A 25743-nucleotide genomic window follows, 5' to 3' on the forward strand; every position below is an offset into this window, starting at 1 on the left:
TACGAGAAGCAGGAATGGAGCCTGCAATATAATCCGATGAGGTGCATGTGCGGACCAGGAGAGTATTGTATGCTGCGGGGCAGACCTCTTTCCAAAAAGACAGGGAATATATACTACGATCTAAAGGTATCTACAATCCGAAAAGATGATACCTTTTTTGCCGGGGAGCCTGTAGTGACGATCACAAGGGGAAAGAAATTTTTGCAAAGCAAGGTTCCGGTCGATATCTGTGAGGAAATTGTAAAAAGAAAACAGGAGGATATTTTTGATAAGGAATGGTGGAATGGCTATTCTATGCGGGCCTTGTACGATCCGGATTTGAAGGTGGAAATTCTGAATGTTAGAGTTGCTACGCGATTGACGCAAGATAAGGCACAGGATACTGAGGATGAGAAAGCCGGAATATACATTGGCTATGAAGCTGACTTTGCGAAAGCGAAGAAGAAGTGGAAACAGAAACGAAAAGAGAAACGCCTGGAGCAGACAAAAAGAAAGATTGTGAAAAAGGGCTGGGAGTCTCTGAATGATACAGAACAAAGATTTATGAAGAAGAGACTTTCTGTCGAACAGATTGAAGCTTTGCAACAGGAGTGGGTTACGGCAAATGCGCATAAGGATGAGGCTGAGCAGCTAACCCTGAATTTATAAAATAACTTCGGAAAGGACAAATTAGATGGAAAAACGAAAGCTAAAAAAAATGAAGGTATTGGAACCATCGGAAGAGATGCTTCTGGCGGCAGAAAGTGATATTCCAGTTATCGGAAATATGGATTATGAGAGAATGAAATATCCAATTGGTTTGTTCATTCAGGCAGAAATGGACGAAAATATCTTAAAAATTGTTTTTTTTGTTACAGATATTTTGAATGCTGGCGGAAAAAGACCTTTATATACCCTGTTCATTGATAAGGAAAAAGATTGCTTCATAGGGTATGATTACCGGCTGAAGAAATGGACTAATAAAATGCTGGATAAAATTGAACTGCCCAAAGGTGTAAAGGGAGATCATGCCTGGTGTGATCTGAACAGCCGCAGTCAAATATGGAAAACCCTGGGTGAGGAATATAAAAAAGATAATGTATGTTATGGCCTTTTTCATTTTGAAGAACAGGTACGGGAAAGGCAAAAGATACAGAAACATTTAAAACGAACAACCGCCTGGGATCAGATTATGAAATATGTCAGGGAAACTCCGAAGGACTGGGAGAAATGGCTGAAAAAAGTGGGAATTACACAGAATTACATTTTTTATGAATACTCCCGGAAGAAAAATATCACAGGCTACTGTACATGGTGCGAAAAGAATGTGGTGGTAAATGGCGTAAAACACAACAGGATGGGAAAATGTCCTAACTGCAGGCATAAGATCCAATATAAGGCAGTTGGAAGACAGCGCATGGTAAAGTCAAAAGAAGAAACTGCATATCTTTTGCAGACGTGTGGTGATAATTTTGTTATTCGTGAATTCAGGGCAGATGTGAAATATGACATGGTTGCTTATACAAAACCAGTTTATAACTGGAGAGAGCAGCGACGATATGTATTTGATAAAGACCTTAACGAAAAAGAATTTTACTGGGGCTATTATCATGGGACAGAAGAGAACAGATGGATCCATGGGTCATTGAATACATATAACCCTTATTGCTGGGGAAATTGGGGATATGAACCCCGCTATCCGGGACATATCTACAAAAAGTCACTCCATGGAATAAAAAATAACCAGCTTAAAAGAAGCGGATTCTATGAACTGGTCAGAAAAAGTGAATCAGTAGAGCCGGTAGCCTATTTTCATCGGTTAAAGCAATATCCTTATCTGGAGCAATTGATAAAAGCCGGGCTGAATGAGCTTGCAAAGGAAATCATAGGAAACAGCACTTCTGTTTTTTATAAGGAAGCAGATTCGCTTGGACATACTTATCTGCAATCTGTATTGGGAGAAACTAGTGTAGGTGAATGGTTGTCATTCATACCAGGTTGCTTAATATTTACAGGGATTAGTATGGTATACTATTTTTGGTGGGTAAACCACTGGGAAGGAAACAGAATATCGGAATAGAATCGAGGGAAACTATGGCAAAAATACTGGCAGTTGATGATGAACCGGCAATTCTGGAAATGATAGAAAGCATTTTGAATAAGGATGGACATCTGGTTACTAAAGTAAGTAATCCACTGAAACTTAATATGGAAGAATTACATCGTTATGACCTGATTTTACTGGACATTATGATGCCTGGAATTGATGGCTTCGAATTATGCAAAAGAATCAGGATACTTGTGGATTGTCCGATTTTGTTTCTTACGGCAAAAACGGAGGAAAACAGTCTGGTAAACGGACTTTCTTTAGGAGCAGATGATTATATTTCAAAGCCATTTGGAGTGATGGAACTTCGGGCAAGGATCAATGCACATCTTAGAAGAGAGCACAGGGAACATTCTGTCCGGATGGTTTTAGGGAGAGTCTGCATTCAGATGTCTCAAAAGAAACTGTTGATGGATGATAAAGAACTTCCGTTTACGAAAGCAGAGTACGAAATCTGTGAATTTCTGGCTAAAAACAGAGGACAGGTTTTTTCGAAGGAACAGATATTGGAAGCGGTCTTTGGTTTTGACAATGAGAGTAATGACAGTACTATTATCACGCATATCAAAAATATAAGAGCAAAATTTGCGGATTATGATTATATACCGATAAAAACAGTCTGGGGGATTGGATATAAATGGGAAGAATAAAGAGAAGCAATGCACTCAGCAGGATTTTTATGAGATATGTACTGGTCATGCTTGGATCATTAGTTGGTTTGGTGATTGTTGCTTATCTGCTGCTGTACCTTTTGATTAGTGTGGGCTGTATTTATCCGGCAAATTATGCAGAGCAAAAGATTAATGAAGCATATGATACGATTCTACGTGCAGATAAAGTGACTGCTGAGATGATTCCCGCACTTTGTGATTATGTAATCTTTTCAGAGAATGGAGAGAAAATAGGTGGAGATCTGTCAGAACAATACGAACAGATAGCATGGAATGTTGCAAAGTACGGAAACGCATCCGGGAAATATTTTTATAAAGTAATTGTAAGGGAAAATGAATATGTTGTATTGCAATATCGCCTGACACCTCAATATCATTCAGCTTTTTTGAGGGAGCATTTTATAGGACCACAGAATGTGATGAGTTTTATGTCTGTGATTGGAGCGGTAGCGATTATCATCATTCCGTCCATACGTTTTGGAAAAAGAATCAAAAAGCAGATGCAGCCTGTATTAGACGCAATCGGACAAATAAAGGATCAAAATCTGGAATATGAGACATCCTGTTCCGGTATCAAAGAGTTTGATGACTGTTTATCGGCAATCGATGATATGCGAGATGCATTGCGAGAATCTTTAGAAAAGCAGTGGAAAACAGAGCAAGAAAAGAAACAGCAGATGTCTGCTTTGGCGCATGATATTAAAACACCTCTTACGATTGTACGGGGAAATGCAGAACTACTTTCAGAGACTGAACTGACCACAGAACAGAAGAATAATATCACTTATGTTTTGAACGGCACAACACAGATACAAAGTTATGTAAAACAGTTGATAGATGTCACAAAATCATGGAATTGCAGTGATGTTACCTATACAACGGTGAGGTTAGAAGATTTTTTCGCAGATATAAAGGAACAGGCACTCGGACTGGCAGAAATCTATCACCAGATAATAGATTGGAAGGCGGGACAAAGTGATAAAAAGGTAACGATTGCTTATGATCCAATGTTTCGAGCCGTAATGAATATGATTCAGAATGCAGTGGAGCATACAAAAGAAAATGGAATCATTTATATTGACGCAAAGGAGCAGGATGAACGGCTGACATTCATTGTGGAGGATAGCGGATCAGGATTTACAAAAGAAGCATTATTGCATGGCACAGAGCAGTTTTTTATGGATGACACAAGCAGAAATGGCGAAGCTCATTATGGGATGGGGCTATTTTTTGCAAAAACTGTGGCTGAAAAATATGGTGGAGGTATTAAACTTTCAAATTCTGAAAATACAGGTGGGGCGAGGGTAGAAATATTTTTCCTGAGTAGTCAAAAAACAGGCTAAATAGACCACAATTAAGCTATGTAAAAGAAATTTTATATGCTTTTATCTAATATGTAAAAGCCTTTTGATAGACGTTACTACTACGTTTGCTGTAATTTCATGGAAAAAAGAGGTATACAGAAATATGATAGCTGATAAAATTAAAAATGCTCGTACTATAAAGAAACTTACACAGGAACAGGTTGCTGAAGACCTCAATGTTTCCAGGCAGACTATTTCTAACTGGGAAAATGGTGTTTGAGTTATAATAGGACCAAGTTAGATGAAAGCCAGTAAAATCAAGGGGTTATGCCTAATTTAGTCCTTATTTTTATACCAATTTAGCGGTAGATTAAGGCAGCGCTGTTATATCAAAACCGAAAATCCAAGTCAGTATCACAGATGTCCGCAATCAGTCTGAGAGTGAATCTGTGTGCTTAGATTAGGTACAATTTTATATCAAAACATTTAGTGAGGACTAAATTAGCACTTGAGATGGAATATTCCATCAGCTGGTTTGCTCCTCTTTTTATTTGAGAGGAGTGGTCGAATGGGCAAAGTGTTAATTTGGTTCGTAATCATTATTAGTACAGTGGTACTCTATTGTCTTATGAAAGTTAAGGCAGAGAGTGATGAACTGTATGAGGAATTAATCGTGTATATCGGGAAGGCCTAGAATATAATGAATTTACAGGCCAATTGAAATCCATCATTATGCCAGTATACCAATCCGCACAAAATTGTGGTTTTGGAAACTGGATTTACGAGGTGAGCTAGATGAAGGTACATAACAAATTAGTTAGAGATAAAATACCGGAAATAATAGAAAAAGACGGAAAGACTTGTGTAACTCATATTCTCTCAGGCGAGAAATATATAGTAGCATTGGAGACGAAGCTTAACGAAGAGGTGGCAGAGTATCAGGCTGATAAGAACCTTGAAGAAATGGCTGGTGTACTTGAAGTTCTTCAGGCGATATGCGTGGCAAGAGGTTATAGCTTGGATGAGCTTGAGACGATGAGAGCAAAGAAAGCTGATGAACGTGGTGGATTTAAGGATAAAGTATTTTTGGAATATGTTGAATAATGGGGAATGATTATGCATGAGCAGGTTGCAGGCTTTAAGGACATTCATACAGATATGCATTTCCTTCAATATCAACGGGAATATATAGTTTTCCTGTTGAGTTGGCAGCAAAGATTGCGGTACATACAGTAAACCGGTTCTTGCAGGATAATCCGGATTGTTTTGACCTGGTGGAATGGGTGCTATTTGATACTCATACTGAATCAGTGTATGAAGATGAGGTTGATAAGATATATTAAAAGATTAATCGGTTTAAGATTGGTTTGATTTACTCTGCTTAAACCGATTATTTAACCAATCAAGACTCCAAACTGCTATAAAATAGGGCTTATGATTGGTTTAATAGGGTCAAATTTAACTGATTTAAAAAGTTGCAATCTATTTACGGATGAAATAGGACATTTCTTTCTAAAAATAGTATGTTTATGGTATACTAGTATAATCCACTTTAGATAACAAACTATTTTAATACATATTCCTATTATGGTACAATTGAACCATCGGAGGTGCCAATTATGCCACATATCACATATTTGGCGTATCAGAAGCATGAAGCATGTTTCGATATTCCATAGGCGTACATCCGTATTTCTTGCGGAATAGCTGAAAGAAAAAGCTGGTATTCTGATATCCGACGGCAAGGCTGATATCATTTGTGGAAAGTGCGGTGCTCCTTAACAGTTTTGTCGCCTGAGAAAGCCGCTGTGTCTGGACCAGCTCTTTGTAAGTGGTTCCGGTATGCTGGCGTATGTAGGAAGAGAGATAGTTTGGGTGCATATTAAAAAACTCAGCTGTAGAAGAAAGGGTACAGTCCGCAAAGTTTGTTTCGATATATCGGAGTATGGTATAAATCTGATCCACAGAGGCGTGATCCAGAACCATATCGTGCTGGAACAGATTAATCATCTCGCAGGTAATCAGCGTAAAAAGACTGTCTAAAAAAGGTCCGGATGTTACGGACGGAGAATAAAATTCACAGAGAAACTGGTTGGCAAGATCTGCCAGCCGGTTTTGTTTTTGTTCCGGGGAAAAGACAATATACCTGCTTTCCTGCATCGTGGTGTTCAGAGCCTCAATGAAAAAGTGTGTAAGGTAATTATCCTGAGACAGGCGTTCAAAAAAAGTACCGTTCAGATATTCGCGCGTCAGCAGAAAATTGATGATAATATCATTTTCTGAACATCTTTTGACAGAATGAGGGGCATTCTGGCTGATCAGAACCATCTGCCCGGCTTTTAGCCTGAATGTAGTCTTATTTATCGTCATTGTGCAGGAACCAGAATAAATATAACTCAACTCCAGCCACTCATGGATATGCAGAGGTACGTTTTCAAAACGATCCTGTTTTACAACAGCGAAGTTGTAATAACTCGGAAGAACTTTCTTTGAAAGAAATAAAGAACGCAGATCTTCAAGGTTCGTATCAAAACGGTAACAGGGTGTATCAAACTTACCGCTGGCAACAGGAAATTGTGAATAATCTTTCTTTACACCGTTCAGACGATGGGTTTCTTCGGGAGTGTGCTGCTTCAGAAATTGATTCAATGTAGATAATGTCATCATATATATTCTCTCCTTTTCGAGATATGAATGAACTGTGATTATGGTCATCAGCAGTTTATTTAACCTGTCTAAAATATACCATATTGGGGGCAAAGGTGTACAGAGTAATCTCGGATATTTATTAAGTTTGGTCGGTAAATCACTTATGTTTCGTTGATGTAATTTTAGTCTGTATAAAGTAAGATATCAGTAAGAAAAGGAGGCATAGGTTAGGATGAAGATATTTTTTGCAGTAGTGGTGATTGTTTTATTATTTGTAATCGGTGCGACATTATATGTCTACAAAAAAAGTGCCATGTTTTTGCCGGCACTTCTTGGCATCTGCGGATTTCCAAAAATAAAGGAAAGCAGCTATTACGATGAAAACGGACATTTCCGTCCAGGAACGGGGGAGGACAAAGTTGGATTTTTCATGCAGCATCCGGTATTCGGCGGTTTTAAACATATGTTTTTCAATGTGGAGGACAACGTGCTGAAAGCTATTGCGCCTGTAAAGTATAAGGATTTTTTAAAGGCGCAGGGTCGTGAGGAACAATTGGATGCAGCCTTGGAATCTTTCCATTATCTAACCGGACTTGTTGAGAAAGGTCAGGCAAGGCTGGTGCCGGATCTGTATCCTGCGGAAGCAGTGAATAGTCATCCGTACAGGTCACATCTGACGGGAATGTTTTATCAGGGACAACAGGGAAAACCACTTGCCATTGTAGTTCCGGGAGGCGGATTTATCAGTAATGTAACTGATTGCGAGGGGTATCCTGCGGCGATGAAGCTGCATAAAATGGGATATTCTGTTTTCGTCATAAGTTATCCGGTCGGCAGGCAGCTGGGTGAGACAGAACAGGTGAAGCAGGGACAGGCTGCCGCGAGGGAACTGACACAAGTGATCCGATATCTGACGGAGCATCAAAAACAGTTTTATGTAAACATGGATGATTATGCCATCTTTGGTTTTTCAGCAGGAGGACTTATGACCACGGCGTATTCATTTGCAAATTATGAGGACTGCTGCCACAAGAATCATCTGCCAAGACCGAAGGTGATCTTCCCTATGTATGGTCTGGACTGGAATATCAAAGCTTTGCCGGAGGACAAAGGACTGGCGGTATTTTCTATCGTAGGGCGGGGTGATGAGTTCGGTTTTGCAAATGTGGAAGATAAACTGCCGGAATTAGAGAAGGTACTGGGCAAAGAAAATGTGTCAGTTAAAATCATTGACGGTCTGGGACATGGATTTGGCATTGGATATGAAACAAAAGTGAAAAACTGGCTTCAGGAAGCGGTATCCTTCTGGGAAGCCCACAGATAACAGAGGGTAAGATTTATTTAAGGAGGATTTCATAATGAGTAGAAACTTGAAAGAATTAATCAGAGAGATGACGCTGGAGGAAAAAGCAGGACTTTGTTCGGGCGCGGATTTCTGGAACACAATGGGAATCGAAAGATTAGGGATTCCGTCCGCTATGATGACAGACGGCCCGCATGGTCTGCGCAAACAGGAAGGAGCGGCGGATCATCTCGGCCTGAATAAAAGTGTGAATGCAGTATGCTTCCCGGCAGCCTGCGCCACGGCATCCAGTTTTGACGTGGAACTGATGGAACGTATGGGACAGATCCTTGGTGATGAGTGTCAGGCTGAGAACGTGAGCATGCTCCTCGGTCCTGCGGTTAATATCAAACGAAGTCCTCTCTGCGGAAGGAATTTTGAATATATGTCCGAAGATCCTTATCTGACAGGTAAGATGGCGTCAGCATATATCCGGGGCGTACAGTCGAAAGGCATCGGAACCAGTATGAAACATTTCGCCGTGAATAATCAGGAAACAGACCGTATGCAGATATCGTCGGAAGTATCGGAACGGGCTTTCCGGGAAATTTATCTGCCGGCTTTTGAGGAGGCGGTGAAGAAAGCGCAGCCAAAGACTGTGATGTGCAGCTACAATAAGATCAACGGAGTATTTTCTTCAGAGAATAAGAAGCTTCTGACAGATATCCTGCGAGATGAGTGGGGATTTGAAGGATATGTGGTCAGTGACTGGGGAGCTGTAAATGACCGGGTGAAAGGGCTGAAAGCCGGTCTTGATCTGGAGATGCCGGGATCAGAGGGATATAATACAAGAAAGATTATCCGGGCAGTGGAGAATGGAGAGCTGGAGGAGGAGATTCTTGACAGAACGGTAGAGCGCATACTGAAAGTAGTCTTCTCCTACGCAGATAACCGGAAAGCAGAGACTGTATTTGATAGGGAAAAGGATCACAAGGCAGCGGCAGATATCGAAACAGAGTGTGCCGTACTTCTGGAAAATAAGGGGGCGCTGCCGCTGAGAAAAGAACAGAAAATAGTCTATATCGGGGAATTTGCAAAGAAACCGCGCTACCAGGGCGGGGGATCGAGCCACATCAATACGGACAGCGTAGTGTCAGCTCTGGAAACTGCGGTGAGAAAAGGCAGGGCAGTGGAGTATGTGAAGGGCTTCTCGTCAGAGCGTGACGAAATGACAGAAGAAGAACTGAAACAGGCGTGTGAAGCGGCTGCGGGAGCAGATGCAGTTGTAATCTTTGCCGGACTGCCGGACAGCTTTGAATCGGAAGGATATGACAGAACATCCATGGAACTGCCAAAGTGTCAGAATCGTCTTATAGAGGTTGTGGCTGAGATACAGAAGAATGTGGTGGTGGTCCTACATAACGGAAGTCCCGTAGAAACTCCGTGGGCTGAGTCTGTAAATGCCATTCTGGAGATGTATCTGGGAGGAGAAGGCATCGGGGAGGCCAGCGACCGGCTGTTATTCGGGGAGGCGAACCCGGGGGGACGTCTGGCGGAGACTTTCCCATATCGTTTGGAAGACAATCCGAGTTACCTGAATTTCCCCGGAGACGGCAGGACTGTTCTCTATGGAGAAGATATCTTTGTCGGATACCGCTACTATGATGCGAAGAAAGTACCGGTGCGCTGGGCATTCGGACATGGTCTGTCATATACGGAATTCAGCTACAGCAATATGAAACTCTCTTCTGTAGAAATGAAGGATGGAGATGTTCTGAGGGTAAGCATTGATGTGGAGAATACAGGAAAGATGGCAGGAAGTGAAGTAGTTCAGCTCTATGTCAGCGACAAAGACAGCACCGTGCCAAGAGCAGTGAAGGAACTGAAAGGGTTTGCGAAAGTATTTCTGAATCCGGGTGAGAAGAAGACGGTTACAATGGAGCTTTGTGCGAGAGATTTTGCTTACTACGAGACAAAGATTCACGACTGGTATACTCCGTCAGGTACATATGAGATCCAGATCGGACATGCCAGTGATGATATAAGAGAAACTGCCAAACTTTCATTTACTACAGATGTATCGCTGCCGTTTACTGTAGATATGACCACGACAATGGGAGAGTTAATGAGCCACCCGAAGACAGCAGGAAAAATGATGGAGTATCTTGAGGGGATATCACAGGGAGAAGAATCAAAGAAAGAAGAAGGAGAAGTAGAACTTGTGACTCCGGAAATTATAGCCCAGATGCCGCTGAAGTCATTTCTGAGTGTGATTCCAGGTGAAGCGATTGAACAGATGATTGTAGAGTTGAATTCTCTGTGTGCAGAAGAGGGAAAGTGAGAATAAAATATGAATCAAGATAAGATAAAAATGAGAGAAAAGCTGTCATTTGCAATGGCAAACTTTGGAAACATTCCGATTATGACACTGATCAACGGATATTTACTAATTTTTTATACCAATATATGCGGCTTGAGTCCTGCTGCATGTGCGACACTGTTCCTGATCGCACGCTTTCTAGATGCCATTAACGATCCGTTAGTTGGATTTATAATCGACCATCTTCCGACCAGAAAAATGGGACATTTCCGACCGACATTGATTCTGGGAACAATTCTGTGTAGCGTCAATTTCCTTCTGCTTTGGTTTGGACCTATGTTATCAACATCGGGGAAACTGGCAATCGCATATGTATCGTATATTCTGCTTGGTGTGTTGTTCCCAGTCATGGATATTTCGCTGAACAGTCTTCTGCCGGTTATGACAGAAGATATGAAAGAAAGGAACAGCTTAAGTACAATCAAAGGGCTTGCATATGTGATCGGGGCGCTTGTAATCGGTGTGGCAGCTCCACTTATTCTTGGAGATACTTCTAACAAACAGGGATATATTAATCTTGTTCTGATCATGACAGCAGTGATTTTTTTCTTCTCTATTATAGGAACCATGGGAGTAAAAGAACGTGTAAAACCACAGATGGAGAACAGCTATTCTGTAAAAGAATTATTCAAGATTCTCAGTCAGAAGCCGGTGTACATTACATTCCTTGCTGTACTGTTATATTCGATTGGAAGCAATATCGTGAATGCAGCAAATACATACTTTTATACATATATTTTTGAAGACCTGACGTTGGCGTCTATTATTACGCTTATTACATGTGTTGCTGTTTTTCCGGCTACAATGGTCATTGGTAATCTGATTGGAAGGTTTGGAAAGAAGAAAATGTATGCGATTGGACTTGCACTTGCAGGACTTGCACCAATCATCCGTCTGTTGGATGTGAGGAGCATTCCCCTTCTTATTGTCTCTGTATTGATTGCAGGAATAGGAGCCGGCTTTGCAGCACCTCTTAATTATGGAATACAGGCAGATAATACAGATTATATCGAAGTGTCTATGGGAATTAGGGCAGAAGGTGCTGTCGCATCTCTTTCCAGCTTTGTCTCCAAGTGTGCAATGGGAATCGGTGGTGCGATTCCGGGGTATCTGCTGCAGTTAGCAGGATTTGACAGTAAGGCGGCAGTACAGAATGACGATGTGATTAATGTGATCGTCCTCTGTGTGCTAATATTGCCGGCAATCGTAAATGTGGTGGCCATTGTGATCTTCTCAAAAGGTTATCCTATTACCAAGGAAAAATTGAATGAGCAGACATATCTGTTGAGGGAGAAACGGTCAAAAGCGGGAATAAGTGAATAAGAATGATAGAGAAGGAGTATCAGCATGGGAAAGATTTATGCGGCAAAAACAAATCATATCACAAATCCGATAGGGTTTAATATGGATACTATTGCATTTTCATGGAAAGTGAAAGGATGCAGGGGACAGAACCAGAAACATGCAAGGATTGTAATCAGCAAGAATAAAACCTTTACAGATATCTGTTACGATACAGGTGAAACAGAGTTGGACAGCCTCTCTACAAGAGTAGAATTTGAAATACAGCCGTATACAAGATATTACTGGAAGGTCATTGTTGCAACAGATGTAGAGGAAGTAATCGAATCAGATGTACAGTTTTTTGAGACTGCCAAAATGGATGAACCATGGACTGGAAGATGGATTACTTGTGACAGCAGTCAGGAACGTCATCCGATTTTTTCAAAAAGGATTGAACCGAAAAAAAAAGTGAAAAGAGCAAGGTTGTACATTTGCGGTCTGGGATTGTATGAGGCATATTTTCTGGGGGAAAGCAAAGAAAATCCTGAGAAAATCGGTGATGAGTATCTGACTCCGTACTGCAATAATTATGACCAGTGGATCCAGTATCAGACGTATGACATCACGAAACAGGCAGAACAAGGCGGTGTGCTGTCTGTTCTTCTCGGAAACGGCTGGTATAAAGGCAGGTTCGGTTTCAATGATCCGGAGCGGGAAGCATATTACGGTGACGAGTGGAAGCTGATTGCGGAGATTCACATAGAGTACAAAGACGGAACGAAAGATGTGATCAGTTCTGATGAAACCTGGTCAGTTACAAGAAGCAATTTGTGGTTTTCCAATATCTATGACGGTGAGAGAAGAGATGATACGCTGCCGCCGGTAGAGGAGTCTCCTGCGCGGATCGCAAAGGTTCCGAAAGGCCGGCTTATGGAACGGTTATCTCTTCCGGTTAAGGTACAGGAGGAGATGAAGCCGGCAGAACTGATCCATACGCCTGCTGGAGAAGATGTATTTGATCTGGGGCAGGAGATCGCAGGGATCTTCCGACTGCGTGTACATGAGCCGGCGGGGACAACTATCAGGATTCAGACGGGAGAGGTGCTTCAGGACGGATGTTTCTATAACGAGAATTTAAGAACTGCACTTTCGGAGTACATTTATGTTTCTGATGGTACAGAAAAGGTGATTACGCCTCATTTTACATACTATGGCTATCGATATGTGAAAGTGACCGGGATTAGGGATCTTTCATGTGAGGATTTCACGGCGCTTGTTCTTTACAGCGATTATGAGAGCATCGGGGCAATCGAGACAGGGAATGATCTTGTGAACAAATTGATCTCCAATATCGAATGGGGGATGAAAGGAAACTTCCTGGATGTGCCTACAGACTGCCCGCAAAGAGATGAGAGAATGGGCTGGACAGGGGATGCACAGGTATTTTCTGCGACTGCAAGCTATCTGGCTGATACCTACGCGTTTTACCGGAAATATTTATATGACATGTATCAGGAACAGCTTCTGGCGGACGGAATGGTTCCGGAGATTGTCCCCACATTCGGACCGACAAAATGTTCCTGCGCATGGGGAGACGCTGCGTGTATCATTCCGTGGAACGTATATCTGTTCAGCGGGGACAAAACAATCCTGGAAAGCCAGATTGAGAGCATGAAGGCATGGGTTGATTATATTCGCAGGATTGACGGAGATCATCACGGATGGAGACAGATCTTCCATTATGGAGACTGGCTGGCTCTCGACCGTACAGGCGCTGCCGCGAACAGTGTGTACGGGGCGACCGATGAAGCATATATCGCGGATATCTACTATGCGGCAAGCGCCCAGACAGTCGCAAAGGCGGCGGACGTGCTTGGACTGGAAGAAACGAGACAGGAATATCAGGAAATCGCAGACCGTCAGTGGCGGGCAGTGAAAGAAGAATATTTTACTTCCACAGGAAGATGTGCGGTGAAGACGCAGACAGGGCTTATCCTTGCGCTGAAGTATCATCTGTCTGAAAATGAAGAACTGACAAAGCAGATGATGAAAAAACTCCTCCGGGACAACAAAAATAAACTGAATACCGGGTTTGTGGGTACGCCGCTTCTGTGCAACGTGCTGACAGACCACGGGATGACGGATGCGGCGTACCGGCTGCTTTTGAACGAAGAATATCCGGGTTGGCTTTATGAAGTGAAGCTGGGGGCAACGACCGTGTGGGAGCGTTGGAATTCACTGGATGAGAACGGCCATGTCTCCAGCACGGGAATGAACAGCCTGAATCATTATTCATATGGCGCCGTACTGGAATGGATCTTCCGCCATGCGGCCGGGATTGATGTGACGGAACAGAGTCCGGGAGGCCGGGTGATGCGGATCAGCCCGAAAGTGAATCGCGGACTGGGATATGTAAAAGCGGTTTATGATTCAGCATGCGGATGCTATCAGTGCGGTTGGGAGATATCAGGGGATAATAAAATCACTGTCACTGTTACAGTTCCGTTTGGCGGAAGGGCAGAAGTGGTTCTTCCACTTGCGCCGGAATCTGTATATGAAGATAAAGAAAACCCACTGTTTGAAGATGTAGAAAACGGAATTTGCCGTGTGAAAGCCGGAGAATATGAAGTCACTTATGAGGCGTCACAGCCTTTAAAGAGGAAATACAGCATAGATTCGACAATGGAAGAACTGCTGAACCATCCGGATATTCGCGCGTTTCTTTCTCAAATGATGGAAGTGGATATGATTCCGGATATTGCATATGGACTTTCGCTTAGAGATGTCGCGAAAACATTCGCAGGAGAAATCAAACCAGAGGAAGCACAGATGCTGGATATTGCACTGGCAAACTTCTAATAAGGAGCAGAGAGATGAAGAAAGAAAATCAGAAAGTAAAATTATCTGAAAAAATAGGGATGTTGATGGTATGTGCAGGAAACATACCGCTTATGACACTTTTATCCGTATATTTTATGATCTATTACACAACTGTGGTGGGACTGGATCCCAAGGCGCTTGCGACCTTGTTTTTAATCTCTAAGGTAATGGATGGAATCAGCGATCCTGTCATGGGCTTTATTCTGGATAGATTTCCCGTAACAAAAATGGGAAAATTTCGCCCTATGCTGATTCTGGGAACCATTATCTGTGTCATAAACTATATTCTGCTGTGGTTTGGCGCTGTCTGGAGTCCTGTAGGAAAATATGTGATCGTTTATGTTACCTATTTGCTGTTGGGATGGACCTTTGATATCATGGACATCTCCAAAAACAGTCTTCTTCCGGTTATGACTACAGATGATAAAGAAACAGCCTGTCTCTTTTCAACGCATTAGGATCGATGATTGGAGGAGCGGTGATTGGAGTATTAGGACCTGTTATAGTAGCAGATGGAAAACTGGAAAGTTATTATGTATTAATCTTCGGATCTATGGCTCTGACGCTCGTTCTTTCCATCTCAGGTGCACTCAGTGTTAAAGAACGTGTGGAGTTCGGGGAAAATAATGAGGAAAAGTACAGTTTAAAAGAGATGCTTCAATTTCTGAGATATAAGCCTATATGGGCAGCGTTTGCAGCTACTTTAATAGTAGGGACAGGAAGTTCAATAGCTGGCGGAGCAGGAGCATATTTTTATACATATGTTTTAGGGGATATGAAACTGATGTCGGGAGTTTCTATTATTGGCTTAATTGCATCACTGGTTGGAATTGTGATGGGACCATATCTTGCCAATCGGTTTGGGAAAAAGAAAGTTTACCTGACCGCGGTCATAATATCGACAGCGCTTAACCTGCTTCGACTGCTGGATGTGACGTCTATGATTTTAATATATATCAGCGCTCTTATCGGAGGTGTGGCAGGAGGATGGATGGTTCCGGTCAGTACCAGCATACAGGCGGACAATACCACTTATGTACAGTATAAAACGGGTAAACGGGCGGAAGCAGCCATCGCTTCACTCACATCCTTTGTCAGTAAGGTCGCGCAGGGGCTGGGAGGAGCAATTCCAGGGTATGTGATCGCAGCATATGGATTTGTTACCGGCGCATCTGTCCAACCTGAGAGTATCAATACAGGCATTATCCTGTGCGCATTGATCCTGCCGCTGATATTTGGAATATTAGGGTCGCTTATCTTTGGCACACAGTATACGCTGGATCAGAAAGCAGTAATAGAGATGGACGCTAAAATCAACAGGAATAACTAATCCGGCAGGGAGGTTGCTATGGAGCTTACAAGACTTAAGGTAAACAGTCAATACAGACCATGCGTGGACGAAGTACCTTATTTTTCATGGGTGATCATCAGTGACAAAAAGAATGTGATGCAGACATCCTATCATATTACAGTGACAAGTCTGGGAGAAGTAGTGTGGGATTCCGGGGTGATAGAAAGTGATAAAAGCACTTTTGTAGAGTACAACGGGAAACCATTGAAAAGTCTCAGTGACTATAGCTGGACAGTGAAAGTGACGGTTAATAACGGAGAAAAGGCGGCGGCATCCTCATCCTTTGAGACGGGATTTATGAAGAAAGAATGGACGGCCGAGTGGGTGAAATCTCCGTTCCCGATGAAAAAGGTAAAACCTGGAACCGGCGGGCAGAATCCGGCAGAATATTTCCGCAAAGAATTTGACGCACGAGACGGTATAAAACGGGCACGCGTCTATGCCACATGCCACGGAGCATATCAGCTCAGCGTGAACGGAATACGTCCGGACGACAGAGAGTTTGCTCCGGAATTTACCGTCTATTCTAAATATCTGTGTTACCAGACTTATGATGTGACTCCATTCTTGAGAGAGGGAAGAAATGTCATAGGAATGTTAGTGGGGGACGGCTGGTATGACAGTGCGAACTTTAAACCGAGAAGCAGGAAGTTTAAAGCCGAACATTCTGTGTTATTTCAGATAAAGATTGATTATGAAGACGGAACGAGTGAAATTGTTCTGTCCGATGATGCTGTGAAGGTTTCGGAAAGTCCGGTCCGGTCTTCCGATTTGTTTGCAGGCGAACTCTATGACGCACGGATGGAACAGGAAAACTGGAACTGCTGCGGATTCGATGACAGCAGCTGGAAAGCAGGTATCCCATGCGGAAAATCTTACGCGAACCTGGTAGCTCAGTACGGGGAACCGGTGCGCCCGGTAAAGGAAGTACCGGCAGTCGGAATGACAGTCAGCCCGAAAGACGAGACAATCATTGACTTCGGGCAGAATCTGGCGGGGGTTCTGCGCGTAAAAGCGAAACTGCCTGCCGGAACAAAAATGGTATTAGATCATTTTGAAACTCTGGATCAATATGGAAACTATTTCAATAATATTTTCATGTCAGAGAAAACAGGACACAAACAAAGCGATATTTATATTTCAAACGGGAAATTTACAGAATATATACCGCATTTTACATATCACGGTTTCCGCTATGTGAGAATGACATGCAATCAGCCGGTGAGTCCGGAGGATTTCACAGCGATTGTCCTGTCTTCTGACAATGAGGATCTGGGAACTTTTGAGACGTCCAACGAAGATATAAACCGGCTTTACGAAAATACAAGATGGTCTCAGCGGTCGAATCTGTTCTCAATCCCCACGGACTGTCCGCAGAGAGAAAAAGGCGGATGGACCGGAGATATCCAGATTTATGCAAGAACAGCCATGCTCAACGAAAATGTAACCCCGTTTCTGACAAGATGGCTGCGTAATATGACCTGCAGCCAGCAGAAAAACGGAGCGATTCCCAATGTGATCCCCCTTACCGGAATCTATGAATTACTGGAGAAACTGAATCGGATCGTATACCGCAATTTTGAACCGGTGGGAGAAGCGGGATGGGGAGATGCCGCTTGTATCGTACCGTGGAGCATGTATCAGCTTACAGGAAATATCAGGATACTGAGAGAGCAGTATGACACAATGAAAAAGTGGTGCGACTATATCATCAACACTGCAAAGAAGCGTAGAGGCAAGATGAAACATCCAAAAGAAATTGACCAGTATCTGTGGAATACAGGACATCAGTACGGGGAGTGGCTCATACCGAGCCAGACAGTAGACGGAGCAGACCAAAGCGCTGCAAAACCTATCAATACTTCTGTATACTGCGCGCCAATCTTTGGATGGAATTCCTGTCGGATCATGGCAGATACAGCAGCACTCCTCGGGCATACATCAGACGAATTATACTATGATGACATTGCGTCCAGAATGAAATCTGCCATTCAAAAAGGACTGATCGATGATGATGGGAAGATGCCTCTTGATTTTATGGGCAGTTATGTGCTGGCAATCGCATTTGATCTTGCTCCTGAAAGGAAGAAAAAAAGTATCGCCGGACATTTGATCCGCAAGATAGAAGAAAACGGGGATTGTCTGGATACAGGATTCCTGACGACACCGTATCTGCTGGATGCACTCTGTAAGATCGGCAGGATGGACAAGGCATATAAAATCCTGCTCCAGACAAAGTGCCCGTCATGGCTTTATGAGGTGAAGCAGGGAGCGACAACAATCTGGGAAAATTACATTTCTTACAAGGAGGACGGGTCTCCGGTTATGACAAGCCTGAACCATTATGCCTTTGGATGCGTGGACGACTGGATGTTCCGGAAGATAAGCGGCATTGATATGGCTGCTTCCGGATTTAAGAAGATTGTGATTGCGCCGGAGCCGAATAATGCGTTTACAAGTGCAAAACGTACCTATATGAGTGAGTACGGTAAAGTAGGGGCAGAGTGGAGTATGGAAGAGGGGAAATTTAAATTGAAAGTGGAGATTCCCTGTAACACAACTGCCACTGTAAAACTGCCGGATGGCAGATTGTATGAGGTGGGGAGCGGAATATATCAGTTTGAATAAAAGTATCAAAGGAAATAAAATGACAGTATTTGTGAGAACTGACCGGCAAAAGCAGATGGTCAGTTTTTCTTAATACGAAAGTTGAAAATAATACGAGGAGTTTAGGATTATGAAAAAGAAAATATTGAAGATTACCTTAAGTGTCGTTTTAATTTTGATTCTGGCTGTGGGTATAGGTCTGGCATATTTAGTAGGGGCGGCAGGCGGTGGTGGACCGTTTGATTTTGTTTGGAAGAACAAACTGAAAAAAATGCCAGGAAACGCAGAAAAATATAGTCTGGAAAATGTAGAACCCTTAGAAAACAGTCCGCTTGAAGGAAAGCGTATTTGCTATCTTGGATCGTCTGTAACTTTAGGGCTGTACTCAATGGATGTTTCCTTTGTAGATTATATCTCTTATAGAAATGGCTGTGAGTATGTAAAAGAGGCCGTAAGTGGTACTACTTTAGTGGATAACGGAAAGACGTCTTATATCCAGAGGATGAAAAATAATATCGGTACAGATGAGAAATTCGATGCATTTGTCTGCCAGCTTTCCACGAATGACGCGTCGAAGGAAATGCCGATAGGAGAACTCAGCCGTTCAGAAAATTTGGAAGATTTTGATACACAGACGATAACAGGAGCAATGGAATATATCATTGTATATGCAAAGCAGACATGGAATTGTCCCGTGATCTTTTATACTGGAACAAAATATGACAGTAAACAGTATCAGCAGATGGTAGATGTATTATTTGAGCTTCAGGATAAATATGGAATAGGCGTGATCGACCTTTGGAATGACGAGGAGATGAATGACGTTTCTGAAAAAGAATATGAAGTTTATATGGCAGATCCGGTTCATCCGACGCAGGCAGGATATCTGGAATGGTGGACGCCTAAGATGGAAGAATATTTATATTTATTTTTAGAAAGATGATTATTATATTAAGTTTCGTCGGTAAACCGCTTATATATCGTTGGTGATTTGCCCTTTGGGATTATTTATAATTGAATCAAACAATGAAAGGACGGATAACGAAATGGAAAATGCAGTTACAAAAAGAGAAAAAATCAGTTATGGTTTGTATTTTATGGGACAGAATGTATTCTATGGACTGATAGGATATATGACTACATATTTTACAGATATCGGCATAACGGCAGCATTGGTTGCGATCGTGGCGCTGATCACGAAAGTGTGGGATGCCATCAACGATCCGATCTTCGGTATGATCATGGATAAGGTAAATTTTAAGAAAGGGAAATTCCTGCCGTGGCTTCAAATATCTGTCATAGCGATTCCGGTGGCGACCATTCTTCTTTTTACAATACCTACCGGGATTCCCATGATGGCTAAAATCATATGGGCAACACTTGCTTATATGTTATGGGATACAGCCTATACCCTTTGTGATGTGCCGATTTTTGGTATTGTCACCACGATGACAACGGACCAGAAGGAACGTATTTCACTAAACAGTATAGGAAGGATGTTTGTTATTTTTGCAGGTATTGTTACAGGAATTGTCCTGCCGTTGGTACGGCAGCGGTTAGGCGGCTGGGCGACAACAGTAATTGTGTTATCTCTTTTGTCAGTTGTTATGATGATTCCAATCTGTCTGTTCGCAAAGGAGAGAGTAATTGAAAAAGAAAGAGCACTGGACGAAGGGGCAGAAGATAGTTATACGCTGCGCGATATGGCAGAATGTCTGCGAAAGAACAAATATTTATTGATTTTCTTTGCGGCTCCGCTCATCAGCAGCCTGCTTAATGTTGGTGCAAATTGGGGCTTATATGTTGCCCGGTACTGCCTTGGCGGTGAAGAAGCTGCCTCATATGTTTCGATGACGGTGATTATTCCGACCTTAATCGGTGCGGTTATGGCAGTAGAATTATGCAAGAAATATGACAAATTTAAAGTCTTCTATATTTCATATGTTTTCGCTTTACTTCTGGGAATTGTAAGATTCATTGCTGGGTATGAGAATATGACGGTGTATGTGACTTTAAATGCCTTAGGAGGAATTCCGCTGGGAATAGCAGTTATACTGCAGTATCAGTTTACGCCGGACTGCTACGAGTATGGACAGTACAAGACAGGATTAAAAATGCGTGGTGTAACGTTTGCAGCGCAGACATTTTTTACAAAATTAAATGGAGCGGTCGCAACAGCAGTCAGTGTGTTTGCGTTAACTTTAATCGGCTTCCGGGAAGGAGAAGGCGTTGTTCAGGCGGCAGGATTTGCCGATAAATTATGGACATTCAGCTGTCTTGGCAGCATTATCGGGGGGATTTGCACTCTGCTTATGCTTCGCCTTTACAAGCTTAATGACCATGATGTCCAGCTGATGGCAAAATGCAACAATGGTGAGATTAGCCGTGAAGAGGCAGAGTCACAGATGATCAATCAGTATTAAGAAAAGAATGGAGGACTTTTGCGATGGACAGAATAAAGGAACTGATTTCAAAAATGACGCTGGAAGAGAAGGCAAGTCTCTGCTCGGGCGCTGATAACTGGCATACGAAAGAAATCAAACGACTGAACATTCCGTCAGTTATGATGGTGGACGGCCCTCACGGACTGAGAAAGCAGGAAGGGGAAACGGATCATCTGGGATTGAATGAAAGTGTGAAGGCCGTTTGTTTCCCAGCAGCCTGTGCAACAGCCTCCAGCTTCGATGTTGACCTGATGGAACGGATGGGAGAGACGCTGGGAGCGGAGTGTCAGGCCGAGAATGTAAGCATGCTGCTTGGCCCGGCGGTGAATATTAAAAGGAGCCCGTTATGCGGGCGGAACTTTGAGTATCTGTCGGAGGATCCATATCTGGCAGGTAGGATGGCATCGGCATATATCCGCGGAGTACAGAGTCAGGGCGTGGGGACAAGCATTAAGCACTTCGCACTGAATAACCAGGAAACACTCCGTATGACGATATCTTCCGAGGTGTCAGAACGTGCGCTCAGGGAAATCTACCTGCCTGCGTTTGAGGAAGCGGTGAAAGAATCAGCTCCAAGAACCGTCATGTGTAGCTACAACAAAATAAATGGAGAATATGCTTCGGAAAACAGATATCTTCTGACAGATATCCTGAGAAAAGAATGGGGATACAAAGGCTGCGTCGTCAGTGACTGGGGCGCTGTAAATAACCGTGTGAAAGGACTGCAGGCCGGACTGGATCTGGAGATGCCTTATTCCGGAGGATACAATGACAGACAGATTGTGAAAGCAGTACAGGAGGGAAGACTGGACGAAGCTGTGCTGGATGAAGCGGTGGAGCGGGTATTGAATGTTGTATTTGCCGGTGAAGAGCAGCATTGTCCGGAAATTATATCTGATAAGGAAACAGATCATAAAAAAGCAGCGGATATTGAGACGGAATGTGCGGTCCTGCTAGAAAATAACGGTATACTTCCGTTGAATACAGACAGAAAGGTTGCCTATATAGGGGAATTTGCCGAAAAGCCGCGGTATCAGGGCGGCGGCTCCAGCCATATCAATCCGTTCAGGGTCGTTTCGGCATTAGATGCTGCCGGAGAAAAAGGGCGTAGCGTGACTTATGCAAAAGGATTTTCTATGGAAAATGACGCGATGACGGAACAAGAGCTAGAAAAAGCGCTTCGGACTGCTGCAGAAGCAGACGTCGCGGTGATCTTTGCCGGTCTGCCTGAGATATTTGAGTCGGAAGGGTATGACAGAACATCTATGAAGCTGCCCCAATGCCAGGACCGTCTGATCGAAGAAGTGTTGAAAGTACAGCCTAATGTTGTAGTTGTACTCCACAATGGAAGCCCGGTAGAACTGCCCTGGGCTGATAAAGTAAGCGCGATCCTTGAAATGTATCTCGGAGGTCAGGGCGTTGGCGAAGCCTGTGACTGGCTGTTATACGGAGAAGCGAATCCGTCCGGCAGGCTGGCGGAGACATTCCCGTACCGGCTGGAAGATAATCCGAGCTACCTTCATTTCCCAGGAAATGGAAAGCGGGTGTTATATGGTGAGGATATCTTTGTCGGGTACCGCTATTATGATACAAAGAAGGTTCCGGTGCGGTATGCATTCGGACATGGGCTGTCTTACACGGAATTTGCTTATGAGGACTTGAATTTGTCATCGGCTCAAATGACGGATGAGGATATCCTGACGGTCTCCTTCAAGGTGAAAAATACAGGAAAGACAGAAGGAAAAGAAGTCGTACAGCTGTACGTGGCTGACCTGTGCGGCATATCGGAGAGACCGGTCAAGGAATTGAAAGGATTTGCCAAAGTTCATCTCCTGCCGGGAGAGGAAAAAACGGTGTCGATGGAAATTTTGGCGAGGGATCTTTCCTATTATGAAGAACGTCTCGGGGACTGGTATGCGCCATCCGGAACATACCGGATCCTGATCGGCCATGCTTCTGATGACATCCGATTACATGCTGATATTGTATTTGAAACACAGAAAGAACTGCCCCTTCGCGTAGATTTCACAACAACGTTCGGAGAATTATTGGATCATACGAAAACCGCTCCCGTTATTACGGAACTGCTGGCTCCATTGGCAGCAGCAGCCGCATCAGCAGAAGGTATGAGTGACGAATACAAGAAGCTGGGAGAGCAAGTTATCCGGGAAATGCCGATGAAATCTCTGCTGGGACAGATGCCGGGAGAACAGGTGGAACAGCTGATCGGTCAGTTGAATTGCTTACTTGCACAATAGGATAATTGAGGAAGGATGTTCAAAAAATGAAAAAAGAACACGAAATTTTATTTGAACCATTTAAAATTGGAACGGTAATGATTAAAAACCGTTTTGTTTTGGAACCAATGGAAGGTACAAACATGATAGACTGCTTACCTATTTTTAAAATTGGTGAGGATATCTATGATTATTATGTGGAGCGTGCAAAGAATCATGTAGGTTTAATTATTCCCGGAATGGTTACTCTGCGTAGTATGGTGGGGAAACAGTGGCTTTATGAGCAGAAAGAAATATTCGAAGGACTAAAGCCGCTTTTAGCAGAAATTCATAGTTACGGTGCAAAAGTGTTTTTGCAGATTGGTGCAGGATGGGGACGAACATTTACCATGCCGCTGGCATTAAAGGAACTTTATGAAAAAGAGAAGGAAACCGGACAAAAGTCCATGTTTGACTGGGATAATCTTCTTGTAGCCCCTAGTGAACTGCCTAACCGTTGGCTTCCAGAAATTATACATAGACCACTGACGGAAGGAGAAATTCTTGAGTATGTGGATGCCTATGGTAAGACAGCCAAACTTTGTATGGAGACAGGGTTTGACGGTGTGGAAGTGCATGCCGTGCATGAAGGCTATCTGCTGGATCAGTTTACAACGAAGTATACGAATCGGAGAACAGATCAGTATGGGGGGACTTTTGATAACCGCTACAGGTTTGCGAAAGAAGTTGTAGAGGAGATTAAGCGACAGTGCGGTGACACATTCCCTGTATCCCTTCGGTATTCCGTAACCAGTAAGACAATCGGCTTTGGTATCGGGGCAGTTTATGGTGAGAAATTTACAGAAGCCGGCAGAGATCTTGAGGAAGGGCTGAAAGCCGCAAAATATCTTCAGGATGCAGGATATGACATGCTTAATGCGGACAATGGGACTTACGATTCATGGTACTGGGCGCATCCGCCTGTATATATGCCTTTAAACTGTAACATGGCGGAGGTGACACGATTAAAAGAAGTGGTAGAAATTCCTGTGGTATGTGCAGGAAGAATGCAGCCGGATGAAGCTTCAGCATCTATATCAGAAGGAAAACTGGATGCTATGGGAATCGGACGTCAGTTCCTGGCGGATCCGGAATATATTGTAAAACTGGAACAGGAGAAATTTAGCGACATTCTTCCTTGCATTGCATGTCATAATGCATGTCTTCCGATTTATCATTATGAAGGCGTTGGCTGTGAAATCGATGAAGAGGATGGAAAAACACAAGGGCATTGTGCGTTGAACCCTAGGACATTCTGTGAGCAGAAATATGATTTTGAGAAAAAAGCAGCTGTAACGAAAAGTATTGCGGTCATCGGCGGGGGTATCGCTGGGATGACTGTAGCCCGAATTGCGGCAATACGAGGTCATGAGGTAACTATTTATGAAAAGAGTGACCGGCTCTGTGGTGTGTTTAATGCTGCAGCAGCACCTGAATTCAAAGAAAAAGATAAAGAATTTATAAGATGGATTCAACAAGAAATAGAAAGCCTGCCGATTAAAGTGGAATACAACTGTGAAATTACAACTCTGGCTGAGCTGACAGAAGATGAAATTATCATTGCTACGGGCGCAAAACCTAGAAAGCTAGATGTTCCGGGACAGGAAAAAGCTATTGAAGCAACGGAATATCTGCTGGGGAGAAAAGTAGGAAAGGACGTCGCTGTAATCGGCGGAGGTTTGACGGGCTGCGAGATTGCCTATGACCTTGTGCTGAAAGGAAAACGACCGGTTATTGTGGAAATGGCAGACGATATTTTAAAGACCAAGGGACTCTGCATGGCAAACTCCAGTTGTATGAGAGACTTATTGCGGTATTATGAAGTTCCTATTTATAAAAACGCAAAGCTCTTAGAAATCATTGAAAATGGAATTGTTATTGAGACAGCGGAAAAGACAATACAGTTGGAATGCGACGACGTGATAATGAGCTGTGGTTATATGCCAGACACGAGGCTTGTTGACGGCGGAACACAACAGGGGAAAACGAATATTCATATAGTCGGCGATGTTAAAAAGGTTGGAAATTTGAAAACAGCAATCTGGGAGGCTTATGATTTAGCATTTTCTTTGTAAGATTAAACTCTTAAGCGGACAAAGAGGCTTTTAATATATTATAGAAACACTGCTATAAGAATTATTGATACCATTAGGCTGTCGATTTTTGAGGGATGTCATATACAGAATTATACTGACTAATATTAAGTTTTAATCGGTATTTCAATTTGTGTGATGTAATCATCAAAGGAGTCAATGAAGAGTTCATTGATTCCTTTTTCATATGCAAAATCGCAAAATGTAATACCATGCTTGTTGGGCCGGCTCTATCAAAGATGATAAGCCCTTTTTCCTGTCTCAGAAACCTGGATAGGACTTAGATTTCTTACCCAGTTTAAGATAGTTGACTTTGCTACGCCATATTCACTTGATAACTGAGGAAATGAGTAATTTCCTGTATTGTACAAATCCACAATTTGTTGCTTAAACTCTTGTGTGTACTTCTTTTGGTTTTTTGCCATGTTGAACAGCT

General features: G+C 43.0%; 16 protein-coding genes and 4 pseudogenes. 18 read left to right on the forward strand and 2 right to left on the reverse strand.

Translation table 11 applies throughout. The features are described 5' to 3' along the window. The 8 genes and pseudogenes from PGQ38_RS01255 to PGQ38_RS19650 all read left to right on the forward strand — a co-directional run. Nucleotides 1–648, forward strand: a pseudogene (locus tag PGQ38_RS01255) (hypothetical protein); the annotation flags it as partial. A 1264-nt stretch (nucleotides 649–1912) separates the two neighbouring features. Beyond that, nucleotides 1913–2059: pseudogene (locus PGQ38_RS01260) on the forward strand (lantibiotic immunity ABC transporter MutG family permease subunit); the annotation flags it as partial. A 14-nt stretch (nucleotides 2060–2073) separates the two neighbouring features. After that, entirely contained in the window at nucleotides 2074–2736 is a 663-nt protein-coding gene (locus PGQ38_RS01265; RefSeq protein WP_117854320.1) for a response regulator transcription factor, read from the forward strand. Further along, nucleotides 2724–4100, forward strand: coding sequence for a sensor histidine kinase (locus PGQ38_RS01270; RefSeq protein WP_117854321.1), 1377 nt, complete (start codon nucleotides 2724–2726; stop codon nucleotides 4098–4100). The genes PGQ38_RS01265 and PGQ38_RS01270 overlap by 13 nt, the downstream gene beginning before the upstream one ends. A 124-nt stretch (nucleotides 4101–4224) precedes the next feature. Further along, entirely contained in the window at nucleotides 4225–4341 is a 117-nt protein-coding gene (locus tag PGQ38_RS01275; RefSeq protein WP_117854322.1) for a helix-turn-helix transcriptional regulator, read from the forward strand. 288 nt (nucleotides 4342–4629) lie between these two features. Further along, nucleotides 4630–4755: a hypothetical protein gene (locus PGQ38_RS01280; RefSeq protein ID WP_262579799.1), complete on the forward strand. Its 126-nt coding sequence runs from the start codon at nucleotides 4630–4632 to the stop codon at nucleotides 4753–4755. 101 nt (nucleotides 4756–4856) lie between these two features. After that, on the forward strand, nucleotides 4857–5165 hold the full coding sequence (locus tag PGQ38_RS01285) for a nucleoside triphosphate pyrophosphohydrolase (RefSeq protein ID WP_117854323.1): 309 nt from the start codon (nucleotides 4857–4859) through the stop codon (nucleotides 5163–5165). A gap of 56 nt (nucleotides 5166–5221) precedes the next feature. Then, a pseudogene (locus PGQ38_RS19650) lies at nucleotides 5222–5404 on the forward strand (RNase III inhibitor); the annotation flags it as partial. A 286-nt stretch (nucleotides 5405–5690) separates the two neighbouring features. Here PGQ38_RS19650 and PGQ38_RS01295 read toward each other — a convergent pair. Next, complete coding sequence (locus PGQ38_RS01295; RefSeq protein WP_178105360.1) at nucleotides 5691–6728, reverse strand: AraC family transcriptional regulator; 1038 nt, start codon at nucleotides 6726–6728, stop codon at nucleotides 5691–5693. Nucleotides 6729–6942: 214 nt separating this feature from the next. Here PGQ38_RS01295 and PGQ38_RS01300 point away from each other — a divergent pair, with 214 nt between their 5' ends. The 10 genes and pseudogenes from PGQ38_RS01300 (at nucleotide 6943) to PGQ38_RS01345 (ending at nucleotide 25289) form a co-directional block, all read left to right on the forward strand. Beyond that, nucleotides 6943–8034, forward strand: a complete 1092-nt coding sequence (locus tag PGQ38_RS01300; RefSeq protein ID WP_117854326.1) for an alpha/beta hydrolase — start codon at nucleotides 6943–6945, stop codon at nucleotides 8032–8034. A gap of 34 nt (nucleotides 8035–8068) precedes the next feature. Further along, nucleotides 8069–10333 carry a glycoside hydrolase family 3 C-terminal domain-containing protein gene (locus PGQ38_RS01305; RefSeq protein WP_117854327.1) on the forward strand — a complete coding sequence of 755 codons (2265 nt, stop codon included), beginning with the start codon at nucleotides 8069–8071 and terminating at the stop codon, nucleotides 10331–10333. Between the two features lie 9 nt (nucleotides 10334–10342). Next, nucleotides 10343–11695, forward strand: a complete 1353-nt coding sequence (locus PGQ38_RS01310) for an MFS transporter (RefSeq protein WP_117993828.1) — start codon at nucleotides 10343–10345, stop codon at nucleotides 11693–11695. A 24-nt stretch (nucleotides 11696–11719) separates the two neighbouring features. Then, entirely contained in the window at nucleotides 11720–14515 is a 2796-nt protein-coding gene (locus PGQ38_RS01315; RefSeq protein ID WP_117854329.1) for an alpha-L-rhamnosidase, read from the forward strand. 116 nt (nucleotides 14516–14631) lie between these two features. After that, nucleotides 14632–15866, forward strand: a pseudogene (locus PGQ38_RS01320) (MFS transporter). An 18-nt stretch (nucleotides 15867–15884) separates the two neighbouring features. Continuing rightward, a complete protein-coding gene (locus PGQ38_RS01325; RefSeq protein WP_270430600.1) occupies nucleotides 15885–18515 on the forward strand; it encodes a family 78 glycoside hydrolase catalytic domain in 2631 nt (876 codons plus the stop codon). Between the two features lie 109 nt (nucleotides 18516–18624). Beyond that, a complete protein-coding gene (locus tag PGQ38_RS01330; RefSeq protein ID WP_270430602.1) occupies nucleotides 18625–19437 on the forward strand; it encodes an SGNH/GDSL hydrolase family protein in 813 nt (270 codons plus the stop codon). 103 nt (nucleotides 19438–19540) lie between these two features. Next, on the forward strand, nucleotides 19541–20917 hold the full coding sequence (locus PGQ38_RS01335; protein ID WP_117854333.1) for an MFS transporter: 1377 nt from the start codon (nucleotides 19541–19543) through the stop codon (nucleotides 20915–20917). Nucleotides 20918–20940: 23 nt separating this feature from the next. Then, complete coding sequence (locus tag PGQ38_RS01340) at nucleotides 20941–23196, forward strand: beta-glucosidase (RefSeq protein ID WP_117854334.1); 2256 nt, start codon at nucleotides 20941–20943, stop codon at nucleotides 23194–23196. Nucleotides 23197–23222: 26 nt separating this feature from the next. Then, entirely contained in the window at nucleotides 23223–25289 is a 2067-nt protein-coding gene (locus PGQ38_RS01345) for an oxidoreductase (protein ID WP_117854335.1), read from the forward strand. A 251-nt stretch (nucleotides 25290–25540) separates the two neighbouring features. On the opposite strand, the gene PGQ38_RS01350 is transcribed toward PGQ38_RS01345, so the two are convergent. Beyond that, a complete protein-coding gene (locus PGQ38_RS01350) occupies nucleotides 25541–25732 on the reverse strand; it encodes a transposase (RefSeq protein WP_226818136.1) in 192 nt (63 codons plus the stop codon). Between the last annotated feature and the right edge of the window lie 11 nt (nucleotides 25733–25743).

It is taken from the genome of Blautia faecis (assembly GCF_027662325.1).
GTDB lineage: Bacteria > Bacillota > Clostridia > Lachnospirales > Lachnospiraceae > Blautia_A > Blautia_A faecis.